The sequence below is a fragment of the Cellulomonas composti genome, from assembly GCF_007990245.1.
In the GTDB taxonomy this organism is placed as follows: domain Bacteria; phylum Actinomycetota; class Actinomycetes; order Actinomycetales; family Cellulomonadaceae; genus Cellulomonas; species Cellulomonas composti.
In genome coordinates, this window is the sequence record NZ_BJWG01000005.1 from 30,760 (window position 1) to 54,824 (window position 24,065).

Sequence of the window (24,065 nt, forward strand, 5' to 3'; positions counted from 1 at the left end):
GGGCCGGTACCGTGGACCGGTGCCCGTGCTCTTCGGCGACCGCCGCCTCCCCGCTGCCGACCGCCGCCTGCTCGAACTGCGGCCCGGCGACCGTGTCCTGGTCGCCACCGCCCTGACCGACGGCCGTCGCGCGGTCGCCTCCCGACTCGCGCTGCACGTGCTCGTGCACGACACGGTCGTCCGGACGCCGTGGGCTGACATCGACCGCGGCTCGCTCGACCCGGAGACGCGCACGCTCACCGTGCGCTGGGTGTGGGGCGACAGCGATCGGCTGGTCTTCCCCAGCCAGCGCGTCTCGGTCACGTTCACGCAGACGTTCCGCGAGCGCGTCCAGCAGTCGGTGGTGCACGCCGTGACCGTCACGGTCCCCGGCGGGGTCGCCCGGGTCGCTCTGCGGCGAGACGAGGACGGTGCGCTGTTCACCCAGGTCCTCGCCGACGGCGACGTCGACCTGGCGGTCCCCGAGGTCGCAGCGGCGGTCGACGCGGCCGAGTCCCAGCTCCGCGCGGCGGCGGGCCTGCGGGCCTGATCACCGCGTCCGGAGCACCCGCACACGGCTGCTAGAGTTCTCTGCGCACGATCCCCCGTAGCTCAATTGGCAGAGCATTCGACTGTTAATCGAAGGGTTACTGGTTCGAGTCCAGTCGGGGGAGCACAGCAGAAACGGCCTCTCACCTGCAGGTATGCAGGATGGGGGGCCGTTGTGTTTCCCGGTCGTGCGATATGCGTGCGATCCGCTCCGACCCCTTTCGACACGAGTGCGCGCAATCATGGGCAGCACCACCACCGAGCACCGGCTCGGCCCGATCTACCGCGCCCTGTCCGAGCTGGACCACGACATGGCGATGCGCCTCAAGTCGCTGGTCTCCGACTTCGAGACGCTGGACGTCGAGCGGATCGCCAGCGCGCTTGACGTGGACCCGTTCGCCCTGATGCTCGAGGCGGCGGACCGATGAGCGTGCAGCCCGGGTGAGCGGCTGGCGCTACGGCAACCGAGATCATTTACTTTTGATCTTATGTGCCCTTCGCTCGTAAGTATGTGAGACTGCTGGGATGGGGCGACAGAGGGTCGGGCCGAGCCGTGGGGTGATCGAAGCCCTCGGTCTGCTCGGCGTGCAGATCCGTCAGGCACGCATCGACCGTGAGTGGACCCGCGTGGAACTTGCGGACCGGATCGGGGTCTCGGCGCCGACCGTCGACCGGATCGAGTCGGGCTACCCCGGCGTCTCGATCGGGAACGCGCTCATGGCCGCCGCGGCCGTGGGTGTCCCGCTGTACGGCACGGACGACCCCGACGAGCTGGCCAGGATGCGTCGCCGCGGCGAGGAGCGCCTGGCGCTGCTCCCCAAGGCCGTCCGGCACCGCGTGACGGAGGACGAGGATGTCGACCTCGACTTCTGACACCGCCTACGTCTGGGTCTGGCTGCCGGGCGAGCTCGAGCCGGTCCCCGCGGGCGTGATCCAGCGCCGTGGGGGGCGTTACGTCTTCCAGTACGGTCGCCGGTACCTGGCCCGGACGGACGCGATCAGCCTCTACAGCCCCGCCCTGCCGTTGCGTGAGGGTTGGATCGAGCCGCCGACGGGCTGGGACATCGCACCGAACCTCCGCGACGCGTCGCCCGACGCCTGGGGTCGACGCGTCATCCTCGACCGGCTTGCGGGCGAGCGTGGCCGCGACGCCGACGTCGACCAGCTCGACGAGCTGACCTATCTGCTCGCCTCGGGCTCCAACCGCATCGGCGGCATCGACTTCCAGCACTCGTCGTCCACGTACGTGCCGCGCGACGAGACGTCCGACCTCGACGAGCTGCACGACGCCGCCACCGCGCTGGACGAGGGCCGCCCGCTGTCCGACGAGCTGCGCCGGGCGCTGCAGTCGGGCACCGGGATCGGTGGCGCGCGCCCGAAGGCGTACCTGCACGAGGGCCGCCGCGAGGTCATCGCGAAGTTCTCGGCGAGCACCGACACCCTCCCCCTGGTCCAGGCCGAGGGTGCCGCCATCGTGATGGCCGCCGCGGCGGGGATCGACGTGCCGCCCATGGACGTCACGCGCTCCCGTGGCCGGTACGCGCTCGTGATGGACCGTTTCGACCGCACCGAGACGGGCGCCCGCCGGCTCGTCGTCAGCGGCCTGACCATGAGCGGCCGCCCCGAGACGCTGGTCCCCGGCGGCAGCTACCCCGAGCTCCTCGACACGCTCCGGGAGCACGGAGCCGGCCCGGGCACCGCCGAGCAGCTCTTCCGTCGCGTCGCATTCAACATCGCGATCACCAACACCGACGACCACCTGCGCAACCACGCCGCGTTCTGGGACGGGCACCGGCTCGAGCTCACACCCGCCTACGACCTGAGCCCCTCGAGCCGGTCCGGCGACACCGCACTCCTCACGCTCGCCTACGACCGCGACGGGAACCGCGCAGCCAGCTTCGCGACGCTCGCCGCCGCCGCGCACGTCTACGGGCTGACCACGGCGACCGCCCACGCGATCATCGACGGCGTCGTGGACGCCATGCACCGCTCCTGGGCCACCGCCGCCGACCAGGCACGCCTCACCGCATCCCAGCGGGGCCAGCTCTGGGGCACCCAGTTCCTGCACCGCTCCGTCTTCTACGACTACGACCGGTGACGAGCCGCCGGTGCCCCGGTGATCGGCGGGTCACCAGCGCTCGGCTCAGATGACGGGGTCGTGCGAGTCCGGGGTGTCGTGGTGCTCGGCGTGGCGCGGGTCCGCCTGCGACCAGGCGCGACCGGCGGCCTTCGCGGTGCCGACCAGCTCCCTGCCGGCGCCCACGAGGTCCTTGCCGACGCGGCCCAGCGACTGACGCACGTCGTCGCTGCGCACGACCTCGGTCCCCCGGTCCATCGCGTCCTTGGCCATCCGCTTGATGCCGTCCAGGTCTGCCATGGTGCGGTCCTCCGTCTCTCGCGCCGCCGGTCGGCGTCCTCTTCGAACCCTACGGTCCGCACGCGGGCACGGCGACGGCAGCACGTCCCGACGAGCGCCGGACGCGCGCGACGTAGGCTGGTTCGCGCGGCGCGAGTCGCGACGCGCCGCCAGGACGGAGCCCTGCAGCATGACAGTCGAGCCGCACCCCGTGCGGCCGTCGGCGCACCATGCGTCGCGCGTCGCGATCGTCGTGTACCTCTCGGCGGTGTTCGCCTACTTCGTGGCGGTGCTGCAGCGGACCGCACTGGGTGTGGCCGGCGTCGAGGCGATCGAGCGGTTCTCGCTCGGCGCGACCGGACTCGCGCTGTTCTCGGTCGTCCAGCTCACGACGTACGCCGTGATGCAGATCCCCGCCGGGCGGCTGCTGGACCGGTTCGGCGCACGGTGGGTCATCGGCGGCGGGTCCGCGGTGATGGCGGTCGGCCAGCTCGTCCTCGCGCTCGCGCACGACGTCCCGATGGCGCTGCTGGCCCGGCTGCTCATCGGCGCGGGCGACGCCGGGATCTTCATCAGCGCGATCCGCCTCGTCGCCCAGTGGTTCCCCGGGCCGCGCGCACCCGTCCTGGTGCAGGTGACCGGGCTGATCGGGCAGAGCGGCCAGCTCGCCTCGGCGATCCCGCTCGCGTGGCTGCTGCACGCGCGCGGCTGGACGCCGGCGTTCGGCGTGCTCGCCGTCGTCGGCGCCGTGGCCGCGACCGTCGCGTTCGTCGGGGTGCGTGAACCGCGTCCGCACGCGCACAACGCGCCCGACGAACACGCACGGCCCGACGAACAGGCACAGCCCGACGAGCAGGCACGGCCCGAACCCGTCGCGCCGCGACGCTCGTTCGTGCGGTCGGTGCGGATCGCGATCGACCCGCCCGGGACCCGGCTCGGCTACTGGAGCCACTTCGCGACCCCGTTCAGCGCCAACGTCGTCTCGCTGCTGTGGGGCGTGCCGTTCTTCGTCACCGCACAGGGCCGCACCAAGGCCGAGGCGGGGCTCCTGCTCACGGTGCTGACGCTGACCGCGATGGTCGCGGGCCCGCTGATCGGCCGGGCCGCCGGACGGCACCCGCTGCGCCGCACCTGGCTGGTGCTCGGCTCGTGCGCGGCGACGCTGGCCGCGTGGGTCGTGCTGCTCTCGTTCTCGACGCCGCGGCCGCTGTGGCAGCTCGCGGTGTTCTGCGCGGTGGTCGGCGCCGGCGGGCCGGTCTCCCTGGTCGGGATGGACTTCGCGCGGACGTTCACGCCCACCGAGCGGCTCGGTACGGCGTCGGGCTTCGTCAACACCGGCGGCTTCACCTCGACGATCGGATCGGTGCTCGCGGTGGGCATCGTGCTGCAGGTGCTGGCCCCGCCGGGGGCGTCGACGTACACGCTCGACCAGTACCGCGTGGCGTTCGCGGTGCTGCTCGTGCCGTGGCTGGTCGGGGTGTGGGGAGTCGTGCGCAACCGCAACCGCACGCGCGCCGCGATGGCCCGCGACGGGGTCGTCGTACCGCCGTTCCGCGAGGCCCTGCGGCGCGGCCGTCACTGACCCGGCGCTACGGACGCCGGCGCCCCTGGACGACCGTCCAGCCCGGCCCGGCGACGCGACCACGACGTCTCGTCGGAACACCGCGCTGACCTGCGGGTTCGTCGGCCGGTCCCGAGCGACTGGACGGCGAGCCCCGCGAGCCTCACACTGACGCTGCCCTCCTGCGATTTCCGGTCATCGACGGCCGGGGAAATGGACTGCCCGGTGCTGCGCACGGTCACCTCTCACCTCTCGCTCGACGTGCACCAGCCGCTCGAGCTGATCGTCGCCGTCGCCGTCGCGGACGGCTCGTACGACCGCTCCGACGTCCTCACCGTGCGGTCCGACGACGGGCCCCTCGACGTCGTCGAGGTCAAGTCCGCGCACGGCGGCCGCGTGCACCGCGTGTGGACCCCTGAGGGTCGCGTCGTGGTGGACTACCAGGCGACCGTCACCGGCGTCGCGGACGTGCCGCCGGTCGACGACGTCGACCTGATCGAGTACCGCCGGCCCAGCCGCTACGCCGACTCGGACCGCCTGCTGGCATTCGCGCGCGACCAGTTCGGGAGCCTGACGGGCATCGCGCTGGTGGAGGCGGTCGTCGGCTGGGTCTCCGGTCACGTCACGTACCTGACCGGCTCGAGCGTGCCGACCGACGGCGCCACCGACACGCTGCTCAAGCGCCGGGGCGTGTGCCGGGACTTCGCGCACCTCGTCGTCGCCCTGCTGCGGGCGCGCGACACGCCGGCGCGGCTCGCGTCGGTGTACGCGCCCGGGCTCAAGCCGATGGACTTCCACGCGGTCGCAGAGGCGTACGTCGACGGCGGCTGGCACGTCGTGGACGCGACCGGCCTCGCACCGCGGGACGCGATGCTGCGGATCGCGACCGGGCGGGACGCGACCGACACCGCGTTCCTGTCCTACTACGGCGGCTCGCTGACGATGCGCGCGATGACCGTCACGGCCGCGGTTCGCGGCGCGCTCGAGCTCGCCGAGGTGGGCGACCTGCGCGCGCTGCGCTGAGTCGCGGTCAGTCCCCCGCCGGGACGTCGTCCACGACGTCCGTCCGCACCGGATCGGGAGCGACCGGCGTCCTGCGCCGGCGCGCCGCACGCGCGCGCGGCTTGGTCGTGGTCGGCACCACCTGCGCGGTCTCCTCGGAGTCGTCCGGGTCGTCGGCCGCGGCCGCCGCCGGCGCGACGACGTCGACCTCGACCCCCTGGTCGTCGAGCGGCCCGGCGTCCAGGTCCCCGCCGAGGTCATCGGCGCGCTCCTCGTCGCGCTCTTCGTCGACCGACTCGTCGACCGGCTCGTCGACCGACTCGTCCGCCTCGAGCTCGCCGGTCTCGTCCTGGCCGTCGGCTCCCCCACCCCCGAGGACGTCGCCGAGATCCTCGTCGGGCAGGACGAGCGAGCCGTTCGGCGCGCTCTGGGTCGCCGCCTGCGGCGCGGCAGTGCCCGTGTCGACGTCACGCGCCCGGTTCTCGAGCAGGCGCGTCACCGTCTCCTGGGCGAAGCCGAAGATGACGGCGTAGACGGCCATCTGGCTGATCGTCGCGAGCCCGACGATCCCCGGCACCGCACCGCTCTGCAGCAGCAGGATCCCGATCAGCGCCGTGAGCCCGCCGAACGGGATGCGCAACGCGCTCAGCGCGGGCGTGAGGCTGTAGGGCGAGGTCGACGGCTGCGAGCGGCGCACCGCGGCGATCACCACGAGGCAGGCGCCGAGCGCGCCGAGGAACGCGATCGTGAGGGCGTCGTCGCCCGTCGGCGCCGTGCCGCCCGACGGGCAGACGGCCGTCGCGGCATCCGACGCCGAACCGCCGTCGGCCACCGCCTGCGCGGCCATCGCCGCATGCGGCGCGCACAGCGGCATCGTCACCGGGAACAGGTAGGCGAACCCGACGGCCGCACCGAGCGCGACGACGGCCACGACGAACATGAACCAGATCCGCCGGACCCAGGACCGCTGCTGGGCGTGGTCGGAGTCGCCGACCTCGAACGCGTCGCTCATCGCGCGGTGCAGCACGAGCCGGTCGGCGGTGGTGGCCTTGCCCTTCGCGACGCGGGCAGCCAGACGCGGGCTCTCGACCGCGCGGCGCACAGGGCTGCCCGCGGGCAGTCGCCGGCCGGCGCGACGCTGCGCGTCGACGAGGTGCAGCGGCAGCGCGTCCTGCGGCACGACGAGCGGCAGGAGCGCCTGGCCGTCGTGCAGTGCCTTCCAGGCGGCCTCGGCGGGTGCGCCGTCGCCGCCCTGGTCGCTCAGGATCACCTCGACCGCATCCAGGTGTCCCCGCACGAGGTCCGGGTCGGCCGGGGCCCCCGGCGGCATGCGCGGCGGGACCTCGAGCCGCACCGCGGCGGCCTGCCGGCGCAGCTCCAGCCGCCAGGCGTTCGTCTCCGCCATCGTGACCCCCCTCGCGCCACCGTGCGCCGTCCTTCGCACCATGGCACCGTGGCGCCGGGGCGGGAAGACAGGACGAGGGTGACTTTTCGGGCGGTTGCCCGCAGCTCAGGCGCTGTCGCGCAGCAGCCGACGGCGGCCCTCGAGCGAGACCAGGTCGGCGAAGGCCGCCTGGTACGCGGCGGGGTCCGCGGCGGCGTCCATGCGTTGCAGGCGTCCGCGCAGCTCGGCGATGTGCCGGGTGAAGCCGATCTCGACGAGTCGCAGCACGACGCCGCGCACGTAGTCGGCGACGGCGTCCGGGCGGTCCTCGGGCAGCGGCGCGACCGCGAGCGCGGTCACGAACGGCTGGACCGTGTCCCCAGCCTGCTCGAGCACCGCACCGACCCACGCGGTCGCGTCGCCCGCGACGACGAGGTCGCGCGCGGTGGCCAGGCCGCCGGCCGCCCGGACCGCCTCGTGCACGGCCCGGTGGGCGGGCGCGACGAACGCGTCGGCGGCCAGGTCGTCGAACTCGACCGGGACCAGCAGCGGCTCCTGCAGCACGACCTCGAGCGCCGTCCGCTCGACCTGGGCGACGGGGTCGCGTCCCCCCGGCGCGGCCGGGCCGGGCCGCGTGCCGTTCTGGGCTCGTCCGTCGCCGGGGCCGCCGAAGCGGCGCGCGTTCTCGTCGGACCCGACGGACGCGCCCGGACGGCCCGTCGCACGACCGGCCGACGAGACCGCCCGCCGAACCGTCTCGAGGTCCTCGATGCCGAGCCAGCCCGCGAGCAGCCGCGTGTACTCGGGTCGCAGCGCGGTGTCCCGGATGCCCGCGACGACGGGCGCGGCCGCCCGCAGCGCCGCGATACGACCCTCGGCGGTGCCCAGGTCGTATGCGGCCAGCGTCGAGCGCAGGACGAACTCGAACAGCGGCTGGCGCGAGCCGACGAGTGCGCGCACGGCGTCGGGGCCACGGTGCTGACGCAGCTCGCACGGGTCCATGCCGCCCGGCTCGACCGCGACGAACGTCTGCGCCGCGAACGACTGGTCCTCGCCGAACGCGCGCAGGGCCGCCTTCTGCCCGGCGGCGTCGCCGTCGAACGTGAAGATCACCTCGCCGCCCACGGACTCGCCCGTCGCGAGCTGCACGCCGGCGCTGCCCCCGCCGTCACCGATCAGGCGTCGCACGATGCGCGCGTGGTCCGGCCCGAACGCGGTGCCGCACGTCGCGACGGCCGTCCCGACGCCGGACAGGTGCATCGCCATGACGTCGGTGTAGCCCTCGACGACCACGACCTTGTGCTCGCGCTGCATCTCCTTCTTCGCGAGGTCGAGCCCGTAGAGCACCTGCGACTTGCGGTACAGCGTCGTCTCGGGGGTGTTCAGGTACTTGGGACCGGTGTCCTCGTCGAACAGGCGACGCGCGCCGAAGCCGACCGTCTCGCCTGTGACCTCACGGATCGGCCACACCAGGCGTCCGCGGAACCGGTCGTACACGCCGCGCTGCCCCTGGCTCACCAGACCCGACGCGACGAGCTCGGCCTCGGTGAACCCGCGCCCGCGCAGGTGGCGCAGCAGGCCGTCCCAGCCCTGCGGGGCGAACCCGACGCCGAACTGCTCCGCTGCGGACCGGTCGAAGCCCCGCTCGGCGAGGAACTGCCGTCCGGCGGCCGCCGCCGGTGCGGCGAGCTGTTCGCGGTAGAACTCCTCGGCGACCTTGTGCGCGTCGAGCAGCCGACGACGACGACCCGGCTCCTCCCCCGGCCGAGGGGCGCCGCCGTCCTCGTAGCGCAGCTGCACGCCGACGCGGTCCGCCAGGTACTCGACCGCCTCGGCGAACCCGAGCCCGTCGATCTTCTGCACGAATGCGATGACATCGCCGCCCTCACCGCAGCCGAAGCAGTGGTAGCGACCGACCGTCGGACGGACGTGGAACGACGGCGAACGCTCGTCGTGGAACGGGCACAGGCCCTTGAGCGAGCCGACGCCGGCGCTCTTGAGCTGGACGTGCGCGCCGACGACCTCCTCGATCCGGGCGCGTTCGCGGACCGCCTCCACGTCCTCCCGCCGGATGCGTCCCGCCACGGCCCGAGTGTAGGTCGTGGCGGGACGCGTCCGAGCCGGGATCGGCGCGGATCAGCTCAGCCCGGACCTCATGGCCGAGATCAGCTCACCGTTGCTCGTGTCGCCGGACAGCTCCCAGAAGAACGCGCCGCCCAGGCCCTTGTTCTTGGCCCAGGACATCTTCCCGGCGATCGTCGAGGGGGTGTCGTAGCTCCACCACTCGTTGCCGCACTTCGCGTACGCGGTGCCGCCGACCGTGCCCGTGGCCGGGCACCTGGTCTTCAGCACCTTGTAGTCGTCGATGCCCTGCTCGTAGGTCCCGGGTGCGGCGCCGGTGGCCGAGCCACCGGGCGCGCTCTGCGTGACGCCGGTCCAGCCGCGTCCGTAGAAGCCCACGCCCAGCAGGATCTTGTTCGCCGGGACGCCCTTGCCGATGAGCTTGTTGATCGCGTCCTCGGCGTTGAAGCCCGCCTGCGGGATGCCCGCGTACGACGTCAGCGGCGAGTGCGGGGCCGTCGGGCCCTGCGGGTTGAACGCGCCGAAGTAGTCGTACGTCATCGGCATGATCCAGCTCAGCTTGGTCGCCGCCGACGCGTAGTCGGTCGCGTCGATCTTCCCGCCGTTGCTGCCGTCGGCCGTGATGGCCGCCGTCACCAGGAAGCTCGAGCCGAACTTGTTCCGCAGCGCCGTGATGACGTTGTTGAACGCCTGCGGACCGCTCGAGTCGCACGACAGACCGCACGCGTTCGGGTACTCCCAGTCGATGTCGATGCCGTCGAACAGGCCCGCCCAGCGGGAGTCGTTGAGCAGCGTGTAGCACGAGTCCGCGAACGCCGTCGGGTTCTGCGCGGCCTGGGTGAAGCCGCTCGACCAGGTCCAGCCGCCGAACGACCAGATGATCTTCAGGCCCGGGTTCGCGGCCTTGAGCTTGCGCAGCTGGTTGAAGTTGCCGCGCAGCGGCTGGTCCCAGGTGTCCGCCACGCCGTCGACGCTCTGGTCGGCCGTGTAGGCCTTGTCGTACGCGGCGTACGAGTCACCGATCGAGCAGCGGCCGCCCGTCGTGTTGCCGAACGCGTACAGGATGTGGGTGAGCTTGCTCGCGCTGCCCGAGGTCTTGACGTTGTTCACGTGGTAGTTGCGTCCGTAGACGCCCCACTCGGCGAAGTACCCGACGAGCTTGCGCGCCGACGGGTCGACCGTCGTCGTCGGGCTCGGCGTCGGGGTCGGGCTGGTGGTCGGGCTGGTCGTCGGTGACGGGCTCGTCGTCGGGCTCGTCGTGGGCGTCGGGGACGTGGTGGGCAGGACCCCGCCCGAACAGGTGGCGCCGTTGATGGTGCACGACGTCGGCTGCGCGAACGGACCGGAGCCGACGTAGCCCCAGGTCTGGCTCGCGCCAGGCGCGAACGGTCCGGCCCAGCTCTTGGACCGGACGGTGTAGTGGTTGCCGGAGCGGGTCACGTCCGCGTCCCAGGCGCTGGTGATGGCCGAGCCCGCGGGCAGGTCCATCTCGATCGTCCACGACGCCGTGGACACGCCGGTGCCGTTCACGACCTTGACGGAGGTCTGGTGGCCGGTGCCCCAGTCCCCCGCCGACGTGAACGTGGCGGTGAACGTCCCGGCCGCGGTCGCGGCCGGCATCGCCACGAGGAGGCCCGCGGCGACGAGGGCCGCCGAGGCGGCCAGGGCGATCGACGCGGTGCGGCGTCGACGACGAACGGTCTTCTCGCCGGCTTCGTCGCCGGCGCGGGTGTGGTGCTGCATGCGGTGCCTCCAAGAGCGATTTGGAAGTGCCTATTTGTAAGGGATATGGACTAATCCCTCGCTAGTGAGATTAGTCACCCGGGTGAAATCGGTCAATGGCTGATCTGCCGGACGAATGTCCTGCTCAGTGCCGGGACGGGCGCACCAGTCGCGTGTGCAGCTCCACGGCAGACACGTCGGTCAGCGACGCGACCTGGTCCACCACGACCCGAAGGCGGGCGCCGTCGTCGGCCGCGAGCGCCCAGTCCGCCGCGAACGGCGGCTCGAGTGCGAGCGGCGCGCGCTCGCTCAGGACGCGCACGAGGTCGGTCAGCACCTCGCGCTGACGCAGGTACAGCGGCTCGAGCTCGCGCGGGGCCATGACGTACGCCACGGCAAGACCCTTGAGCACCAGGATCTCCGCCTGCGTGCCGATCGGGACGACGAGGTCGGCCGCGTACCGCGTGAGCGGGCCGTGACCGTACCGCTCGCGCGTGGCCCGCTGCGACGCCTTGGCGAACCGTCCGATGAGCTGGCTCGTCGCGTCCTTGAGCATCGCGAGCGCGCCGCGTGAGCCGTCGAAGCCCGCGTCCCACAGCCGCGCCGCGACGAGCCGGTCCATCGCGGCGAGCAGACCCGCGTCGTCGACCGCGTCGCCGTACCAGGTCTGCACCGCGTCGACGACGCGCGCGCGCTCGTCGGGCTGCGTGAGGACCGCGAGGTCGAGGCGCCCGCCGACCACGGCGTCCTCGACGTCGTGCACCGAGTACGAGATGTCGTCGGCCAGGTCCATCACCTGCGCCTCGAGGCACTTGCGGCCCTCGGGCGCGTCGCGGCGCAGCCACTCGAAGACCGGCAGGTCGTCCTCGTACACGCCGAACTTGTGCGTGGGCCGTCCGCTCGCCGCGCTCACCGGCCCCTGCAGGTAACGCCACGGGTACTTCACGGACGCGTCGAGCGACGCACGCGTGAGGTTGAGCCCGACGGACCGCCCGTCCGGTGCGACCACCTTGGGCTCGAGCCGCGTGAGCAGCCGCAGCGTCTGCGCGTTGCCCTCGAACCCGCCGATGCCCTTGGACAGCTGCGCGAGCGCCCGCTCGCCGTTGTGCCCGAACGGCGGGTGACCGAGATCGTGCGCGAGGCACGCGGTGTCCACGACGTCGGGGTCGCAGCCCAGCGCCTTGCCGATCTCGCGGCCCACCTGCGCGACCTCGAGCGTGTGCGTCAGGCGTGTGCGCACGAAGTCGTCCGACGAGGGACCGAGCACCTGCGTCTTGGCGCCGAGCCTGCGCAGCGCGGAGGAGTGCACCAGTCGCGCACGGTCCCGCTCGAACGGCGAGCGCTCGCGCGACTTGGGCGCCTCGGCGACCCAGCGCTCCCGGTCGACGTCGACGTACCCGTCGACGTCGAGGTGCTCGAGCGCGGTCACGGGCGACAGCCTAGGCGAGCCGCCACACCCCGGCCGCCGGCCCGTCCGCACCGGGCACGTGCAGCCCGTCGCGGTCCACGACGAGGTCCGCGCCGCCGTGCAGCGTCGTGGGCGCCGCGTGCGCGAGATGACCCGGCAGCACGGTGCCCCGCCAGGCGTCACGCGCGAGCACGACGAGCACGCGTTCGTCGGCGCTCTCACGCAGGAAGCCGACCGCGTCCGGCTCGACGAACGCCCACCGCAGCCCGCCCTCGCGCAGCGCACGCGACGAGCGGCGCAGCGCGATCAGCGAGCGGTAGGCGTCGAACGTCGTGGCGTCCCAGCCCGGACCCCCGCCCGCGTCGATCTGCTCCCAGGGCATCGGCACACGCGCGTGCTCGCCCGTGGAACCCGTCAGGCCACCCTCGTCGCCCGCGAACACCACCGGCGTGCCCGGGTAGGTGAACAGGAGCGCGGCGGCGACGAGCGCGCGGTCCCGGCCGCCGGTCACCGTCCGCATCCGCGCGGTGTCGTGCGAGCCGAGCATGTTCCACTGGTGGCGCGTGACCGACCAGGGGACGGCCGAGTCGAACTCGCGCATCGTGGCGACCATCGCCGAGCCGTCCCGCCGCGGAACGGGCACCGGCATCCCCATGAACGGGAGCGTCGAGCCGGGCTCCACGAGCCACGTCCAGGCCGGTCGGGTGAACGCCGAGTAGTTCATGTTGACGTGCCAGCCGCCCACCACCAGGTCGGCCGCGGCGTCGTGGAAGTGCTCCGAGACCAGCGCGGCCTGCGGGTTGATCCCGGTCATCGTCGCGCGGATCGCGCGTGCGACCTCGTGCGCATGGTCGTCGGCCCCGTAGCGGCCCGTCATGTTGGCGACGTCGATGCGCCAGCCGTCGAGCGCGACGGGCGGCTCGAGGTAACGGGCGACCACCGAGTCCGGGCCGCTCACCATGCGCTGCGCGAGGCCGGCGGCGCCGTAGTTCAGCTTGGGCAGCGACGCGTGCTCGAGCCAGCCGACGTACCCCGGCTCCCCCGGCGTCCAGTAGTAGAACTGCGCCTCCGGGCTCGTCGCGTCCTGCCGGGCACGGCGAAACCAGTCGTGGCCCGCACCCGTGTGGTTGGTCGTCAGGTCACCGACCAGCCGCAGGCCGCGGGCGTGCAGCGCGCCGGACAGCGACGCGAGCGCGGCGTCGCCGCCGAGCAGCGGGTCCACGTGGTCGAACGTCGTCGCGTCGTACCGGTGGTTCGACCGGCCCGGGAACACCGGCGTCAGGTACAGCGTGTCGACGCCTAGCCGCTGCAGGTGGTCCAGCCGCGCCTCGATCCCCCCGAGGTCGCCGCCGTAGAGCTGCTGCGCGACGCCCCGGCCGGCCGCGATCGGCTCGTCGGACCACGACGCGGGCAGCGCCCAGTCCGGCAGCGGTCCGACGGGCGGACCCTCGTGACCCGACGAGCGCGCGAACCGGTCCGGGAAGACCTGGTAGACCACCGCGTCGTCGAGCCAGCGCGGCGCCGGGTCGTGCACCGTGAGGCGGAAGTCGCCCGCGTCGGAGACGTCCCGGGCGTGCACGCCCCGCCCGTCGAGCCAGCGGTAGCCGCCGGGCTCGTCGAGCAGGAAGCGGTAGGAGGTGACGGGGTTGTGCACGGGCACGTCGGCGACGTACCAGCGCTCGACCTCGTCGGAGCGCTCGAGACGCGCGGGCGCCAGCCGCGGCTCGCCGTCCCGCACGGTGCGGACCCACACGGCGCGCTCGGGGCGCGCCGCGGGGATCCGCACCCGCACGGGGACGACGTCGCCGAGCCGCGGGGTGGCACGGTCGACGTACTGCTCGGACCCGTCGTGGTGCGGCAGGCCGAGCAGGTCGTCTGCGCTCATCCCTTGACCGAGCCGGCCGTCAGGCCGCCGACGATGTACTTCTGCAGGGCCATGAACAGCGCCACGATCGGGACGGCGGCCACGACCGCGCCGGCGGCGAACACGCCCCAGGGCGCCGTGCGCTCGTCGGCCGCGAGCGTGTAGAGCCCGACCGCGACCGTCCAGTTCTCCTGGTGCTGCAGCACGACCTTGGCGATGAGGAAGTCGCTGAAGGCCGAGATGAACGACAGCAGCCCCACCACCGCGAGGATCGGCGTGACCAGGCGCAGGATGATGCCCCAATAGATCTGGGCGTGCGTGGCGCCGTCGATCTTCGCGGCCTCGTCGAGCTCGCGCGGGACGCTGTTGAAGAACCCGTACATGAGGAACGTGTTCACGCCGAGCGCCCCGCCGAGGTACACGCAGATCAGCCCGAGCAGGTGGTCGAGGCCGAGCGACGGGAACACGTCGGAGATCGACAGCAGCAGCAGGAAGATCGCGACGAACGCCAGCGTCTGCGGGAACATCTGCGCCAGCAGCAGGCCGGTCAGGCTCTTCTCGCGGCCCTTGAACCGGAACCGCGAGAACGCGTACGCCGCGGCGGCACCCATGAGCACGGTGCCGATCGCCGTCACGGTGCACACGATGAGCGAGTTCTGCAGCCACTGCCAGAAGCCGCGCTCGTCGAGGTTCGCGTAGTTGTCGAAGGAGAACTCCTGGAACAGGTGCGTCGTGCCGGTCAGCGTGCTGCCAGGCTTCAGCGACGCGGAGATCGCGTACAGCAGCGGGAACACGCAGATCACGATCATCACGAGCGCGACGAGGTAGCGCCACGACACCTCGCGCCACCACCGGCCGCCGGTCGTGCCGCTGCGGCGCAGGTGGGTCGATGCGGCCTTCTCGGGCCGGACCTCGGTCAGGGACATCACAGCTCCTCCAGACGACGGGCACGGCGGAAGCCCAGCCAGGAGATCACGCCGACGATGAGGAAGATGAGGATCGACAGCGCGCTGGCGAACCCGTACTGCTTGAGGCCGCTCTCGAAGGCCACGGAGTAGACCATCGAGATGAGGATGTCGGTGTGCCCGATGATGATCGGCGTGCCGACGAAGTTGGGTCCGCCGCCCGTCAGCATGTAGATGAGCTGGAAGTTGTTGAAGTTGAACGCGAACGACGCGACCAGCAGCGGCGCCACCGAGACCATCAGCAACGGCAGGATGATCGAGCGGTGCGTGCGCCACGCGCCCGCGCCGTCCATGCGTGCCGACTCCAGCACGTCGGTCGGGATCGACTGCAGCGCGCCCGTGCACACGATGAACATGTACGGGAAGCCGAGCCAGAGGTTCACGCCGAGGACGGAGAGCTTCGCGAGCGTCGGATCGGTCAGCCACCCGATGTCGGCACCGCCGAGCAGGACCTGGTTGATCCAGCCGAAGCTGGAGTTCAGCAGGCCCTTCCAGACGATCGCCGAGAGGAACGCCGGCACGGCGTACGGCAGGATCAGCAACGCGCGCAGCAGTCGGCGGGCCCGCACGCGCGGGTCGTTGAACACGACCGCGAGGAACAGGCCGAGCGCGAACGACAGCAGCACCGAGAAGAACGCGAACACGAAGGTCCAGACGAAGATCTCGACGAACGGCCCGCGCAGGCGCGGGTCGTCGAACGCCTTCGTGAAGTTCTCGAAACCGACGGTGACCTTCCAGCCCGGCGTGAGCGCCGTGCCGTCCTCGGCGACGAAGCTGCCGTGGTCGTTGGGCGTGTAGACCACACCCGTCTGGGTGTTCGTCATGGTGTCCGCGACGGGGTCGTACTCGAGGATCGACTCGTAGACGTACCCCGTCGAGGCGTCCTGCGTCCGGATGGAGCCGTCCGCCGCCTCGTCGGAGACGGGCACGCGCAGCGCGACGACCTCCGCCTGCTGCTGCGCGACGTCGGCGAAGCCCAGCACGTCCCAGCCCGGCACCGCGGTCACCTTGCCGCCGTCCACGGTCGCACCCTCGACCGGCTCGAGCGGCTGCTCCGCGGTGCCGACGACGGCCTCGCCGTCGCGCACGATCGCGAAGCCGAGCTCGCCGTCCTGCTGCACCACGGTCAGGGGGTAGGCCTCGGAGCCCTCCACGCGCTGCTCGTTCTGCGCGAGGATCTGCTCGATCGCGTCGTCCTTCGTCGAGTTGTGGCCGTCGCCGTAGTTCGTGAACGCGACGTAGCCGGTGTAGCACGCGGTGTAGATCACGTAGACGAGCAGGAAGACCAGACCCGGAAGGAGGTACTTGGCCGGCAGCGCGCGCTTCGAGAAGTAGACGTAGTTCGTCACGACGAGCGCGAGCGCCAGGAACCCGGCGATCCCCCAGGACTGCTGGGAGATCGCGGTCAGGAGTCCGAACACGCCGATCGCGTCGATGACCCCGACGAGCACGAGCTTGACGAGGAAGCCGCGCGAGAAGTTGTTGGCGTGGGGCACGCCGTCACCACGCCTCGGGCGTGGCTCCGGGGGGGAACCCGGGGGCGCTTGTTCGCCCCGGGTCACGGTCTGCTGGGACATGGTCTTCCTCCGCTGGGCGCATCGTTACGCTGACCTTGGTCGCAGTCTGCCCGCTGGCACGCGCGCACGCTCGGGGGCGCGGCACGGCCAGGGCACGGGGTGCGGGCGGACCCGCCGGGATGTGCGACGGCCGCCCGCACCACCGAGGGACGGTGGTGCGGGCGGCCGCTGCGATCAGGAGGACGGGTTGTCGATCGCGTCCTGCATGTTCGCGACCATCGTGTTCCACGCCGCGACCGGGTCAGCGGCCTGGCCGGAGATGATCTGCACCTCGGTGGTGCCCCAGAACTGCCACATGGCGCCCATCTCGGGGATCGACGGCATCGGCGCGCCGGTCGCACCGGCGGCGTTGAAGCCGGCGAGCACCGGGTCGTCGACCAGCTCGGCCGAGGCGGTCAGCGCCGGGAGGCGGCCACCGGCCTGGTAGAGCTCGGTCTGGACCTTCTCGGTGGAGAGGAAGTTGACGACGAACTCGTTCGCGAGCACCGGGTTGGCCGACTTCGCGGAGATGAACGCGCCCTGCACGCCGACGAACGGCTGCGCCTCGGAGCCACCGGCGCTCGGCACCGGCAGGACCGTGATGTCCATGCCCTTGCTCGTGAACTCGGTGGTGTACCAGGGGCCGGTCACGATGTACGGCGACTCACCGTTCTCGAAGGCCTCCTTGGCCTGGTCGCCGCCGATGGCGGGGTCGAGGACCTTGTCCTGGCCGAGCTTCTGCAGGTACTTGGCGAAGTTCTCGCCGTTCGTGCCGCCGAGGCCGAGCTGGTTCGTGTACGAGCCGTCCGCCTCCTGCGTGAAGATCGGGGCGCCGAACGACGTCTGCAGCGGGTACAGGTGGTACGCGTCGCCCGCGTCGCCCTGCTGGATGAGGACCGGGTACTTGGTGCCGGCAGCCTTGCCCTCGGCGATGAGCTCGTCGAACGTGGTCGCCTTCGTCTCGGGGACGAGCGCGTTGTTGCGGACCAGCGCGATGTTCTCGATCGCGTACGGCGTGCCGTAGAGGTTGCCGTCGAACGTGAAGGCCTGGATCGCGGAGGTCGCGAAGCCCGCGGCCTTGTCACCGAGCTGCACGGGGGCGACGACGCCGTTGTTGACGAACTCGCCGGTCCAGTCGTGCGCGCCGATGATGACGTCCGGGCCCTGGCCCGTCGGGACCTGCGCGACGAAGTCGGTGCGGATGTCGCCCGACGCCTTCTGCACCAGGTCGACCTTGACGCCGGTCTCGGTGGTGAACTCCTCGACGATGGGCTTCATCACGTCGATGCGGGTCTCGTCGACCCACATCGTCAGCGTGCCGGTCAGCGCCGGCGCCTCGGTCGTCGCGGCCGCGGTGGGCTCGGTCGTCTCGTTGTCGGAAGGGCTGTCGCTCGAGCAGGCGCTCATCGTGAGCGCCAGGCCGAGGGCGGCCGCAAGGGCCGGGATGCTCCGTCGCATCGTCGTCGTCTCCTGGGTCGGTGGAGGTCTGCCATCCTCGGCGTCTCCGCGCCGACTCTGGCCTGATGCCGCAGACGCTAGCCTCGTTGCAACACGTGCTGCAAGTCGTTACGGTAACTTTCAGGCAACGGTTTCAGACGCCCGTCCGACTTCCAGGACGGGCGCGGCCGGTCTATCTGATCGGATCTACCTGATCGGCCGAGGACGAGGAGGTCCTGTGTCCCCTACGCTGCCACCCGTGCGCACCCGCCTAACGGATCTCGCAGAGCAGGCCGGCGTCAGCACGGCCACCGTCTCGCGAGTCCTCAACGGCAAGCACGGCGTATCCGCCCAGGCGCGGCAGGCCGTGCTGGCCGCCCTCGACGTGCTCGGCTACGAGCGCCCGGAGAAGCTGCGCACCCGCTCCGCGGGCCTCGTCGGACTGGTGGTCCCCGAGCTCGCGAACCCGGTGTTCCCGGCGTTCGCGCAGGTCATCGAGTCGATGCTGACCGAGCGCGGCTACACGCCGCTGCTGTGCACGCAGTCGCCCGGCGGCACCACCGAGGACCAGTACGTCGAGATGCTCCTCGAGCACGCCGTCGCCGGCATCGTCTTCGTCTCCGGCCTGCACGCCGACACGTCCGCGAGCAAGGACCGCTACCACCGGCTGCGCAGCCGCGGGATGCCGATCGTCCTGGTCAACGGCTTCGCCGAGGGTGTCGACGCGCCGTTCGTGTCGACCGACGACGCCGCGGCGCTCGACCTCGCGTTCCGCCACCTCGTCTCGCTCGGGCACCGCAACATCGGCCTCGCGATCGGCCCGGACCGGTTCGTGCCCGCGGCCCGCAAGCGCCAGGAGTTCGCCGCCAACCTCGAGCGCCATCTCGGCGTGACGAAGCCCGACGGGCACGTCGTCTCGACGCTGTTCACCGTCGAGGGCGGTCAGGCCGCGGCACTCGAGCTCATCGAGTCGGGGCACACCGCGATCGTCTGCGGCTCGGACCTCATGGCCCTCGGCGCGATCCGGGCCGCCCGCTCGCGCGGGCTCGAGGTGCCGACGGACCTGTCGGTCGTCGGGTTCGACGACTCGCCGTTGATCGCGTTCACCGACCCGCCGCTGACCACCGTGCGCCAGCCCGTCCTCGCGATGGGACACGCCGCCGTCTCGGCGCTCGTCGCCGAGATCAACGGCACGCCGGCCTCCCGCATCGAGCTCAAGTTCCACCCCGAGCTCATCGTGCGCGGCTCGACGGGTGCCGCCCCCGGCGCCCGGACCGACCTCTCGGCGATCGCCACGCCCGTCCTGCGCTGACCCGGCGCGGCCGGTCCCCGGCCACGCCCCGAGGCGCCCGGACCAGGTGCCCCGGCGCCCGTCCGCACCCTCGTCGTACCCACGCTCCCGCCCCCACCCGAGAGGCACCGTTCCGTGACCCAGCTCGACACCCGTCCCTCGTACGTCCACGCGCCGGGCGAACCCGACGCCTCGTGGTGGCGGCACGCGGTCATCTACCAGGTCTACCCGCGCTCGTTCGCGGACGGCTCCGGCGACGGCGTCGGCGACCTGCCCGGCATCACCGCACGCCTGGACCACCTCGCCGAGCTGGGCGTCGACGCGGTCTGGCTCTCGCCGTTCTACCGCTCGCCGCAGGCCGACGCGGGCTACGACGTCGCCGACTACCGCGACGTCGACCCGCTGTTCGGCACGCTCGACGACTTCGACGCGCTCCTGGCGCGTGCGCACGGCCTCGGGCTGCGCGTGATCGTCGACCTGGTGCCCAACCACACGTCCGACGAGCACGCGTGGTTCGTCGAGGCGCTCGCCGCCGGTCCCGGCTCCGCCGCGCGCGAGCGGTACCTGTTCCGCGAGGGCCGGGGCGAGCACGGCGAGCTGCCGCCCAACAACTGGGAGTCGATCTTCGGCGGCCCCGCCTGGACCCGCGTGCCCGACGGCCAGTGGTACCTGCACCTGTTCGACACGCGCCAGCCCGACCTGAACTGGGAGCACCCGCAGGTGCACACCGAGTTCGAGGACGTGCTGCGGTTCTGGCTCGACCGCGGCGTCGACGGGTTCCGCGTGGACGTCGCGCACGGCATGGTCAAGGAGTCGGGTCTGCCCGACTGGCACGGCCACGTCTCGATGATCGAGGGCACCGAGGACGATCCGGCGGACGAGCCGGCGGACGAGACGCCCGAGCACCGGCCCGCGCCGATGTTCGACCAGGACGACGTGCACGACGTGTACCGCGCGTGGCACGAGGTGCTCGCGGAGTACGACGGCGACCGCGCGCTCGTCGTGGAGGCGTGGGTCGAGCCGCTGACCCGCCTCGCGCGCTACGTCCGCCCGGACGAGGCGCAGCAGGCCTTCAACTTCGCGTTCCTCGCGACGCACTGGGACGCGGCCGCGCTGCGCGCGGTCGTCGAGGAGTCCTACGCGACGCTGGACGCGGTCGGCGCGCCGACGACGTGGGTGCTGTCCAACCACGACGTCGTGCGGCACGCCTCCCGGCTCGGGCTGTCCGTTCCGGGCTCGCGGCCCAACGGCATCGGCCCGGACGACGAGCAGCCCGACGAGGAGCTGGGCCTGCGGCGCGCCCGGGCGGCCTCGCTGCTGATGCTCGCGCTGCCCGGTTCGGCGTACCTCTACCAGGGCGAGGAGCTCGGGCTGCCCGACCACACCGCACTGCCCGACGACGTGCGTCAGGACCCCGCCTTCTTCCGCACCCGGGGCGCCGAGCGTGGCCGTGACGGCTGCCGGGTCCCGCTGCCGTGGGCGTCCGACGAACCTGCCTTCGGGTTCTCGGCGTCGGGCGCGACCTGGCTGCCGCAGCCCTCGTCGTGGGCGCGTTACGCGCTCGATGCGCAGCGCGGCGTGCCGGGCTCGACGTACGAGACCTACCGCGCGGCCCTTGCGCTGCGCAGGGACCAGAGCCTCGGCTCGGGTGGGCTGGCGTGGCTGGCGTCCGGCGCGGACGTGCTCGACCTCGTGAACCGGTCGGTGCGTGTCGTCGCGAACCTCGGAGCCGATCCCGTGGCGCTGCCGGCCGGCGCCCGCGTGCTGCTGGCGTCCGACGAGCTGGCCGGCTCGTCGGGAACGGGCCTCCTCCTGCCGTCCGACACGACCGTCTGGCTGCGCGCGGACTGAGGCTTGTGTCCCGTCGTCCGCTCGGGCCACCCCGACCCCGGCCCGAGCGGACGACCGTCAGACTCGGTCCGCGACGTCCCAGGCCAGCGCGGCGCCGGCCGGCACCACGACGTCCACCCGACCGTCCTCGACGGTGACCTTCGTGCAGTCCTCGCCGCCGGCCAGGACGTCGCAGTAGGAGCCGTCGGGCAGGCTCGTCGTGAGCGTGGTGCGCAGCTCGTCGTCCCCGAAGTTCACGACGACGAACCCGCGCTGCCCGCGGCCCAGCGCCACCGCGTCGCCCTCGCTCCACGTGTCGACCACAGGCGCGTCGCCGACGACGCCGCGCCAGCCGACCATCCCGGCGACCTGCGGCCAGCGGTGCTGGCACACCCACGCGCCGTCCTTCAGGTCGGCGCCGGGCCGCGGGTCGCCGCCGCAGGTCGCGTCGACCACCTCGCCGTCGTCGAGCTGCTGCGGCCCGGCGTCGGTGTCCGTGAACGAGTATCCGGAGTACACCTGCGGCGTGCCGTACGCGCCCGCGAGCATGAGCACGGTCGCGAGCGCGTCGTCGGTGCCGTCCTGGTAGCTCAGCGTCGACCCGTTGCGCTCGGTGTCGTGGTTCTCGACGAACACCACGGCGTCGTCGGACGGCACGTAGCGCGCGGTCGCGTCGCCCAGCTCGAGCGCCAGGCCGGGGCTGCCCGCGATGACTCCCTTGAGCTCCTTGCCGTACGTGAACTCGTAGACCTGGCCGTTGCCGAGGTACTCGTCGGGCGAGATCGGCTCCGCGGAGCCGCGGATGACCTCCTGCATGATCGCCAGGTCGGCCCCGTCGTCGGCGTCGCCCTTCGTCAGCGGCGCGAGGATCGCGGCGATGTCGTCGGCGGCCATGTGCTTGGCCGCGTCGATGCGCAGCCCGTCGACGCCGAGGCTGACGAGGTCCTGCAGGTACGCGCTCAGCCGCTCGCGCACGGGGGCGGTCTCGGTGGCAAGGTCGGCGAGGTTGACCAGCTCACAGGTCTGCACCTGGGCCCGGTCGAAGTAGCTGACGATGTCGTCCGACGTCGACAGGCCGCAGTGGTGGAAGTCGTCGTACGTCCAGATCCCGGGGTACTCGTAGTGCTCGTACGACGAGCCCGCCCAGCCCGTGCCCGGCTCGTCCTGGCCGGTCATGTGGTTGACGACCGCGTCGACCCGCACGTCCACACCCGCGTCGTGGCACGTGGCCACCATCGCGGCGAACTGCTCGCGCGTGCCGAGCCGCGACTCGAGCAGGTAGCTCACCGGCTGGTACGCGGTCCACCACTGCCCGCCCAGCACGTGCTCCTGCGGCGGCGACGTGAGCACCCAGGCGTAGCCCGCGGGGCCCAGGTCGTCGGTGCACTCGGCCGCGATCGCGTCCCAGGTCCACTGGAAGAGCTGGACGCCGACGTCGTGACCGGAGCCGTCCGTCGCGGGCTGGGTCGCCGGGTCGGCCGGCTCGCTCGAGCACGCCCCGAGCGCGGCGACCGCGACCGCGACCGCCGTCGCGACGAGCACGCCGCGGCGTCTGCGGGGGGCGCGCGGCGTGGGTTCCGCGAAGGGGGTCGGCGTCATCGTCATCTCCGGCTCGGTGCGGGGCGTCGTCGCTCAGGCGTCTGCAAGCGGTTGCACGCGTTTCGCAAGGCACCCTAACCACCCCGCCTGTGAGTCACGCCCGTCGTCACCGACTCGTGACCACACCGTCGCGCAACCGCCGCCCGCGCGTGGCGCAGGCGACCCGCTACGGTCTCGACCATGCCTGCACCCGAGTACGTTCTCGTCAACGGCGCCGCCTCGTGGAACACCGTGGTCCGCGTCGCAGCGCTGCCGGAGCCGCGCGCGCAGACCCTGTTCGCCGGCGGTCACACCGACGGCCTCGGCGGGACGTCCGCGGGCAAGGCCGTCACGCTCACCGCGCTCGGCGTGCCGACGGTCCTGGTCACGACGACGGCCGACGACGAACGCGGCGCGGCGGTGCGCACGGCGCTGGTCCGTCCCGGCCTGCGTCTCGTCGACCGGCGCGCGGTGGCCGGCGGCACCGAACGGCATGTCAACCTCGTCTCCGACGACGGCTCGCGAGTCTCTGTCTACCTCGACCTGCCTACCGCCCCGCCGGCCGACGACGAGGTTCGCGGACTCGTCGCGGGCGCCCGCGTGGCCGTGCTCGACCTCGCGGAGTCGTCGCGCGAGCTGCTGTCGGTCGCGCGCGAGGCGGGTGTCCCCGTCTGGTGCGACGTGCACGACGACGACGGCGTCGCCGACTACCCCCGCGCGTTCGCCGCCGCGGCCGACGTGCTCGTCGTGTCCGGTGCGCGGCTCGCCGATCCTGAGGCGTACCTGCGGGCCGCGGTCGGGCGCGGCTGCGGGCTCGCGGTGTGCACGCTCGGTGCCGACGGCGCGCTCGCGCTGGACGGCGACGGCTGGTGGCACGTCGCTCCGGCGGCCGTGACCGCCCTCGCCGACGCGGAGGGTGCGGGTGACGCGTTCGTCGCGGGCCTGCTGCGGGCGACGCTCGACGGTCTGCCGCGCGAGCGGGCACTCGCGGAGGCGTCCGCGGCCGGCGCGCTGGCGGTGTCGCAGCCGGGGCTGGGCGCCCCGCACGCGTCCGTCCCGGCGCTGCGGGCGCTCGCCGACACGGTCACGGTCACGCGCGGCTGACCTCCGGCGAGACGCCCGCGGCGCACCGCGTGCACGCCGGTCCGGCCGACCGTCTGGCGCCCCGACGACTCCGCCACCCGCCCCCAGAGACTTGCCTGTGGATATGTTTGCCCAGGTCAGAAGCTTGACAGCATGTCGCATTCGTCTACTATAGAACACATGTTCGAATGTGGTCGGGACGCAGTCGGTGACGCATCCCTGCTGCCCGGTGCCCTGGAGGACTCGTCATGGGGTCGCCCCGTGGCCGGGTCCGCGAGCGGCGGGTGGTCGACCGAACCTGACCGGCTCCTCGCCGACGTCCGCAGGGTCGTCGCCGAACTGGCCTCCGCAGCCCTCGGGTGTGCGGCGTGGACGAGTGCCGAACGGGCGGCGGCGCTGCGGGTGCTCGACGCCGCGG

Annotated in this window: 19 protein-coding genes and 1 tRNA gene; 10 read left to right on the forward strand and 10 right to left on the reverse strand. The window is 72.6% G+C overall.

Features of this window, described 5'->3' with window-relative positions; translation table 11 throughout:
* Positions 1 to 19: 19 nt before the first annotated feature.
* The 5 genes from CCO02nite_RS06800 to CCO02nite_RS06820 all read left to right on the forward strand — a co-directional run bounded on the left by CCO02nite_RS06800 (position 20) and on the right by CCO02nite_RS06820 (position 2,626).
* Positions 20 to 529: a hypothetical protein gene (locus CCO02nite_RS06800; RefSeq protein WP_146842385.1), complete on the forward strand. Its 510-nt coding sequence runs from the start codon at positions 20 to 22 to the stop codon at positions 527 to 529.
* Positions 530 to 580: 51 nt separating this feature from the next.
* Positions 581 to 653: transfer RNA gene (locus tag CCO02nite_RS06805), tRNA-Asn, on the forward strand.
* A gap of 117 nt (positions 654 to 770) precedes the next feature.
* Positions 771 to 956, forward strand: a complete 186-nt coding sequence (locus CCO02nite_RS06810) for a hypothetical protein (protein ID WP_146842386.1) — start codon at positions 771 to 773, stop codon at positions 954 to 956.
* Between the two features lie 97 nt (positions 957 to 1,053).
* Positions 1,054 to 1,401, forward strand: coding sequence for a helix-turn-helix transcriptional regulator (locus CCO02nite_RS06815; RefSeq protein ID WP_146842387.1), 348 nt, complete (start codon positions 1,054 to 1,056; stop codon positions 1,399 to 1,401).
* Positions 1,382 to 2,626, forward strand: coding sequence for a type II toxin-antitoxin system HipA family toxin (locus CCO02nite_RS06820; RefSeq protein ID WP_146842388.1), 1,245 nt, complete (start codon positions 1,382 to 1,384; stop codon positions 2,624 to 2,626). The genes CCO02nite_RS06815 and CCO02nite_RS06820 overlap by 20 nt, the downstream gene beginning before the upstream one ends.
* Positions 2,627 to 2,671: 45 nt before the next feature.
* Here the strand turns inward: CCO02nite_RS06820 and CCO02nite_RS06825 are convergent, their stop codons facing one another.
* A complete protein-coding gene (locus CCO02nite_RS06825) occupies positions 2,672 to 2,905 on the reverse strand; it encodes a hypothetical protein (RefSeq protein ID WP_146842389.1) in 234 nt (77 codons plus the stop codon).
* Positions 2,906 to 3,074: 169 nt separating this feature from the next.
* Here CCO02nite_RS06825 and CCO02nite_RS06830 point away from each other — a divergent pair, with 169 nt between their 5' ends.
* Positions 3,075 to 4,466: an MFS transporter gene (locus CCO02nite_RS06830; protein ID WP_146842390.1), complete on the forward strand. Its 1,392-nt coding sequence runs from the start codon at positions 3,075 to 3,077 to the stop codon at positions 4,464 to 4,466.
* Positions 4,467 to 4,670: 204 nt separating this feature from the next.
* Entirely contained in the window at positions 4,671 to 5,468 is a 798-nt protein-coding gene (locus tag CCO02nite_RS06835; RefSeq protein WP_246117402.1) for a transglutaminase-like domain-containing protein, read from the forward strand.
* A gap of 7 nt (positions 5,469 to 5,475) precedes the next feature.
* Here CCO02nite_RS06835 and CCO02nite_RS06840 read toward each other — a convergent pair whose 3' ends face one another.
* From CCO02nite_RS06840 to CCO02nite_RS06875, 8 genes are all read right to left on the reverse strand, one after another.
* Complete coding sequence (locus CCO02nite_RS06840) at positions 5,476 to 6,852, reverse strand: hypothetical protein (protein ID WP_146842392.1); 1,377 nt, start codon at positions 6,850 to 6,852, stop codon at positions 5,476 to 5,478.
* Positions 6,853 to 6,957: 105 nt separating this feature from the next.
* Positions 6,958 to 8,916, reverse strand: coding sequence for a DNA primase (dnaG, locus tag CCO02nite_RS06845; protein ID WP_146842393.1), 1,959 nt, complete (start codon positions 8,914 to 8,916; stop codon positions 6,958 to 6,960).
* Between the two features lie 51 nt (positions 8,917 to 8,967).
* Complete coding sequence (locus CCO02nite_RS06850; protein WP_146842394.1) at positions 8,968 to 10,656, reverse strand: glycosyl hydrolase family 18 protein; 1,689 nt, start codon at positions 10,654 to 10,656, stop codon at positions 8,968 to 8,970.
* A gap of 124 nt (positions 10,657 to 10,780) precedes the next feature.
* Complete coding sequence (locus tag CCO02nite_RS06855) at positions 10,781 to 12,064, reverse strand: deoxyguanosinetriphosphate triphosphohydrolase (protein WP_146842395.1); 1,284 nt, start codon at positions 12,062 to 12,064, stop codon at positions 10,781 to 10,783.
* Between the two features lie 10 nt (positions 12,065 to 12,074).
* Positions 12,075 to 13,928, reverse strand: coding sequence for a glycoside hydrolase family 13 protein (locus CCO02nite_RS06860; protein WP_146842396.1), 1,854 nt, complete (start codon positions 13,926 to 13,928; stop codon positions 12,075 to 12,077).
* On the reverse strand, positions 13,925 to 14,833 hold the full coding sequence (locus CCO02nite_RS06865) for a sugar ABC transporter permease (RefSeq protein ID WP_146842397.1): 909 nt from the start codon (positions 14,831 to 14,833) through the stop codon (positions 13,925 to 13,927). The genes CCO02nite_RS06860 and CCO02nite_RS06865 overlap by 4 nt, the downstream gene beginning before the upstream one ends.
* Entirely contained in the window at positions 14,833 to 16,449 is a 1,617-nt protein-coding gene (locus CCO02nite_RS06870) for an ABC transporter permease subunit (RefSeq protein WP_146842398.1), read from the reverse strand. Before CCO02nite_RS06870 ends, CCO02nite_RS06865 begins: the two co-directional genes overlap by 1 nt.
* 174 nt (positions 16,450 to 16,623) lie before the next feature.
* Complete coding sequence (locus CCO02nite_RS06875; protein WP_146842399.1) at positions 16,624 to 17,886, reverse strand: sugar ABC transporter substrate-binding protein; 1,263 nt, start codon at positions 17,884 to 17,886, stop codon at positions 16,624 to 16,626.
* Between the two features lie 217 nt (positions 17,887 to 18,103).
* Here CCO02nite_RS06875 and CCO02nite_RS06880 point away from each other — a divergent pair, with 217 nt between their 5' ends.
* A complete protein-coding gene (locus tag CCO02nite_RS06880; RefSeq protein ID WP_146842400.1) occupies positions 18,104 to 19,177 on the forward strand; it encodes a LacI family DNA-binding transcriptional regulator in 1,074 nt (357 codons plus the stop codon).
* A gap of 114 nt (positions 19,178 to 19,291) precedes the next feature.
* Positions 19,292 to 21,007: a glycoside hydrolase family 13 protein gene (locus CCO02nite_RS06885; RefSeq protein WP_146842401.1), complete on the forward strand. Its 1,716-nt coding sequence runs from the start codon at positions 19,292 to 19,294 to the stop codon at positions 21,005 to 21,007.
* 57 nt (positions 21,008 to 21,064) lie between these two features.
* On the opposite strand, the gene CCO02nite_RS06890 is transcribed toward CCO02nite_RS06885, so the two are convergent.
* Positions 21,065 to 22,585: an alpha-amylase gene (locus tag CCO02nite_RS06890; protein ID WP_146842402.1), complete on the reverse strand. Its 1,521-nt coding sequence runs from the start codon at positions 22,583 to 22,585 to the stop codon at positions 21,065 to 21,067.
* Positions 22,586 to 22,765: 180 nt separating this feature from the next.
* Between CCO02nite_RS06890 and CCO02nite_RS06895 the strand changes: the two genes are divergently transcribed.
* Positions 22,766 to 23,668: a carbohydrate kinase family protein gene (locus CCO02nite_RS06895; RefSeq protein ID WP_146842403.1), complete on the forward strand. Its 903-nt coding sequence runs from the start codon at positions 22,766 to 22,768 to the stop codon at positions 23,666 to 23,668.
* Positions 23,669 to 24,065: the final 397 nt, after the last annotated feature.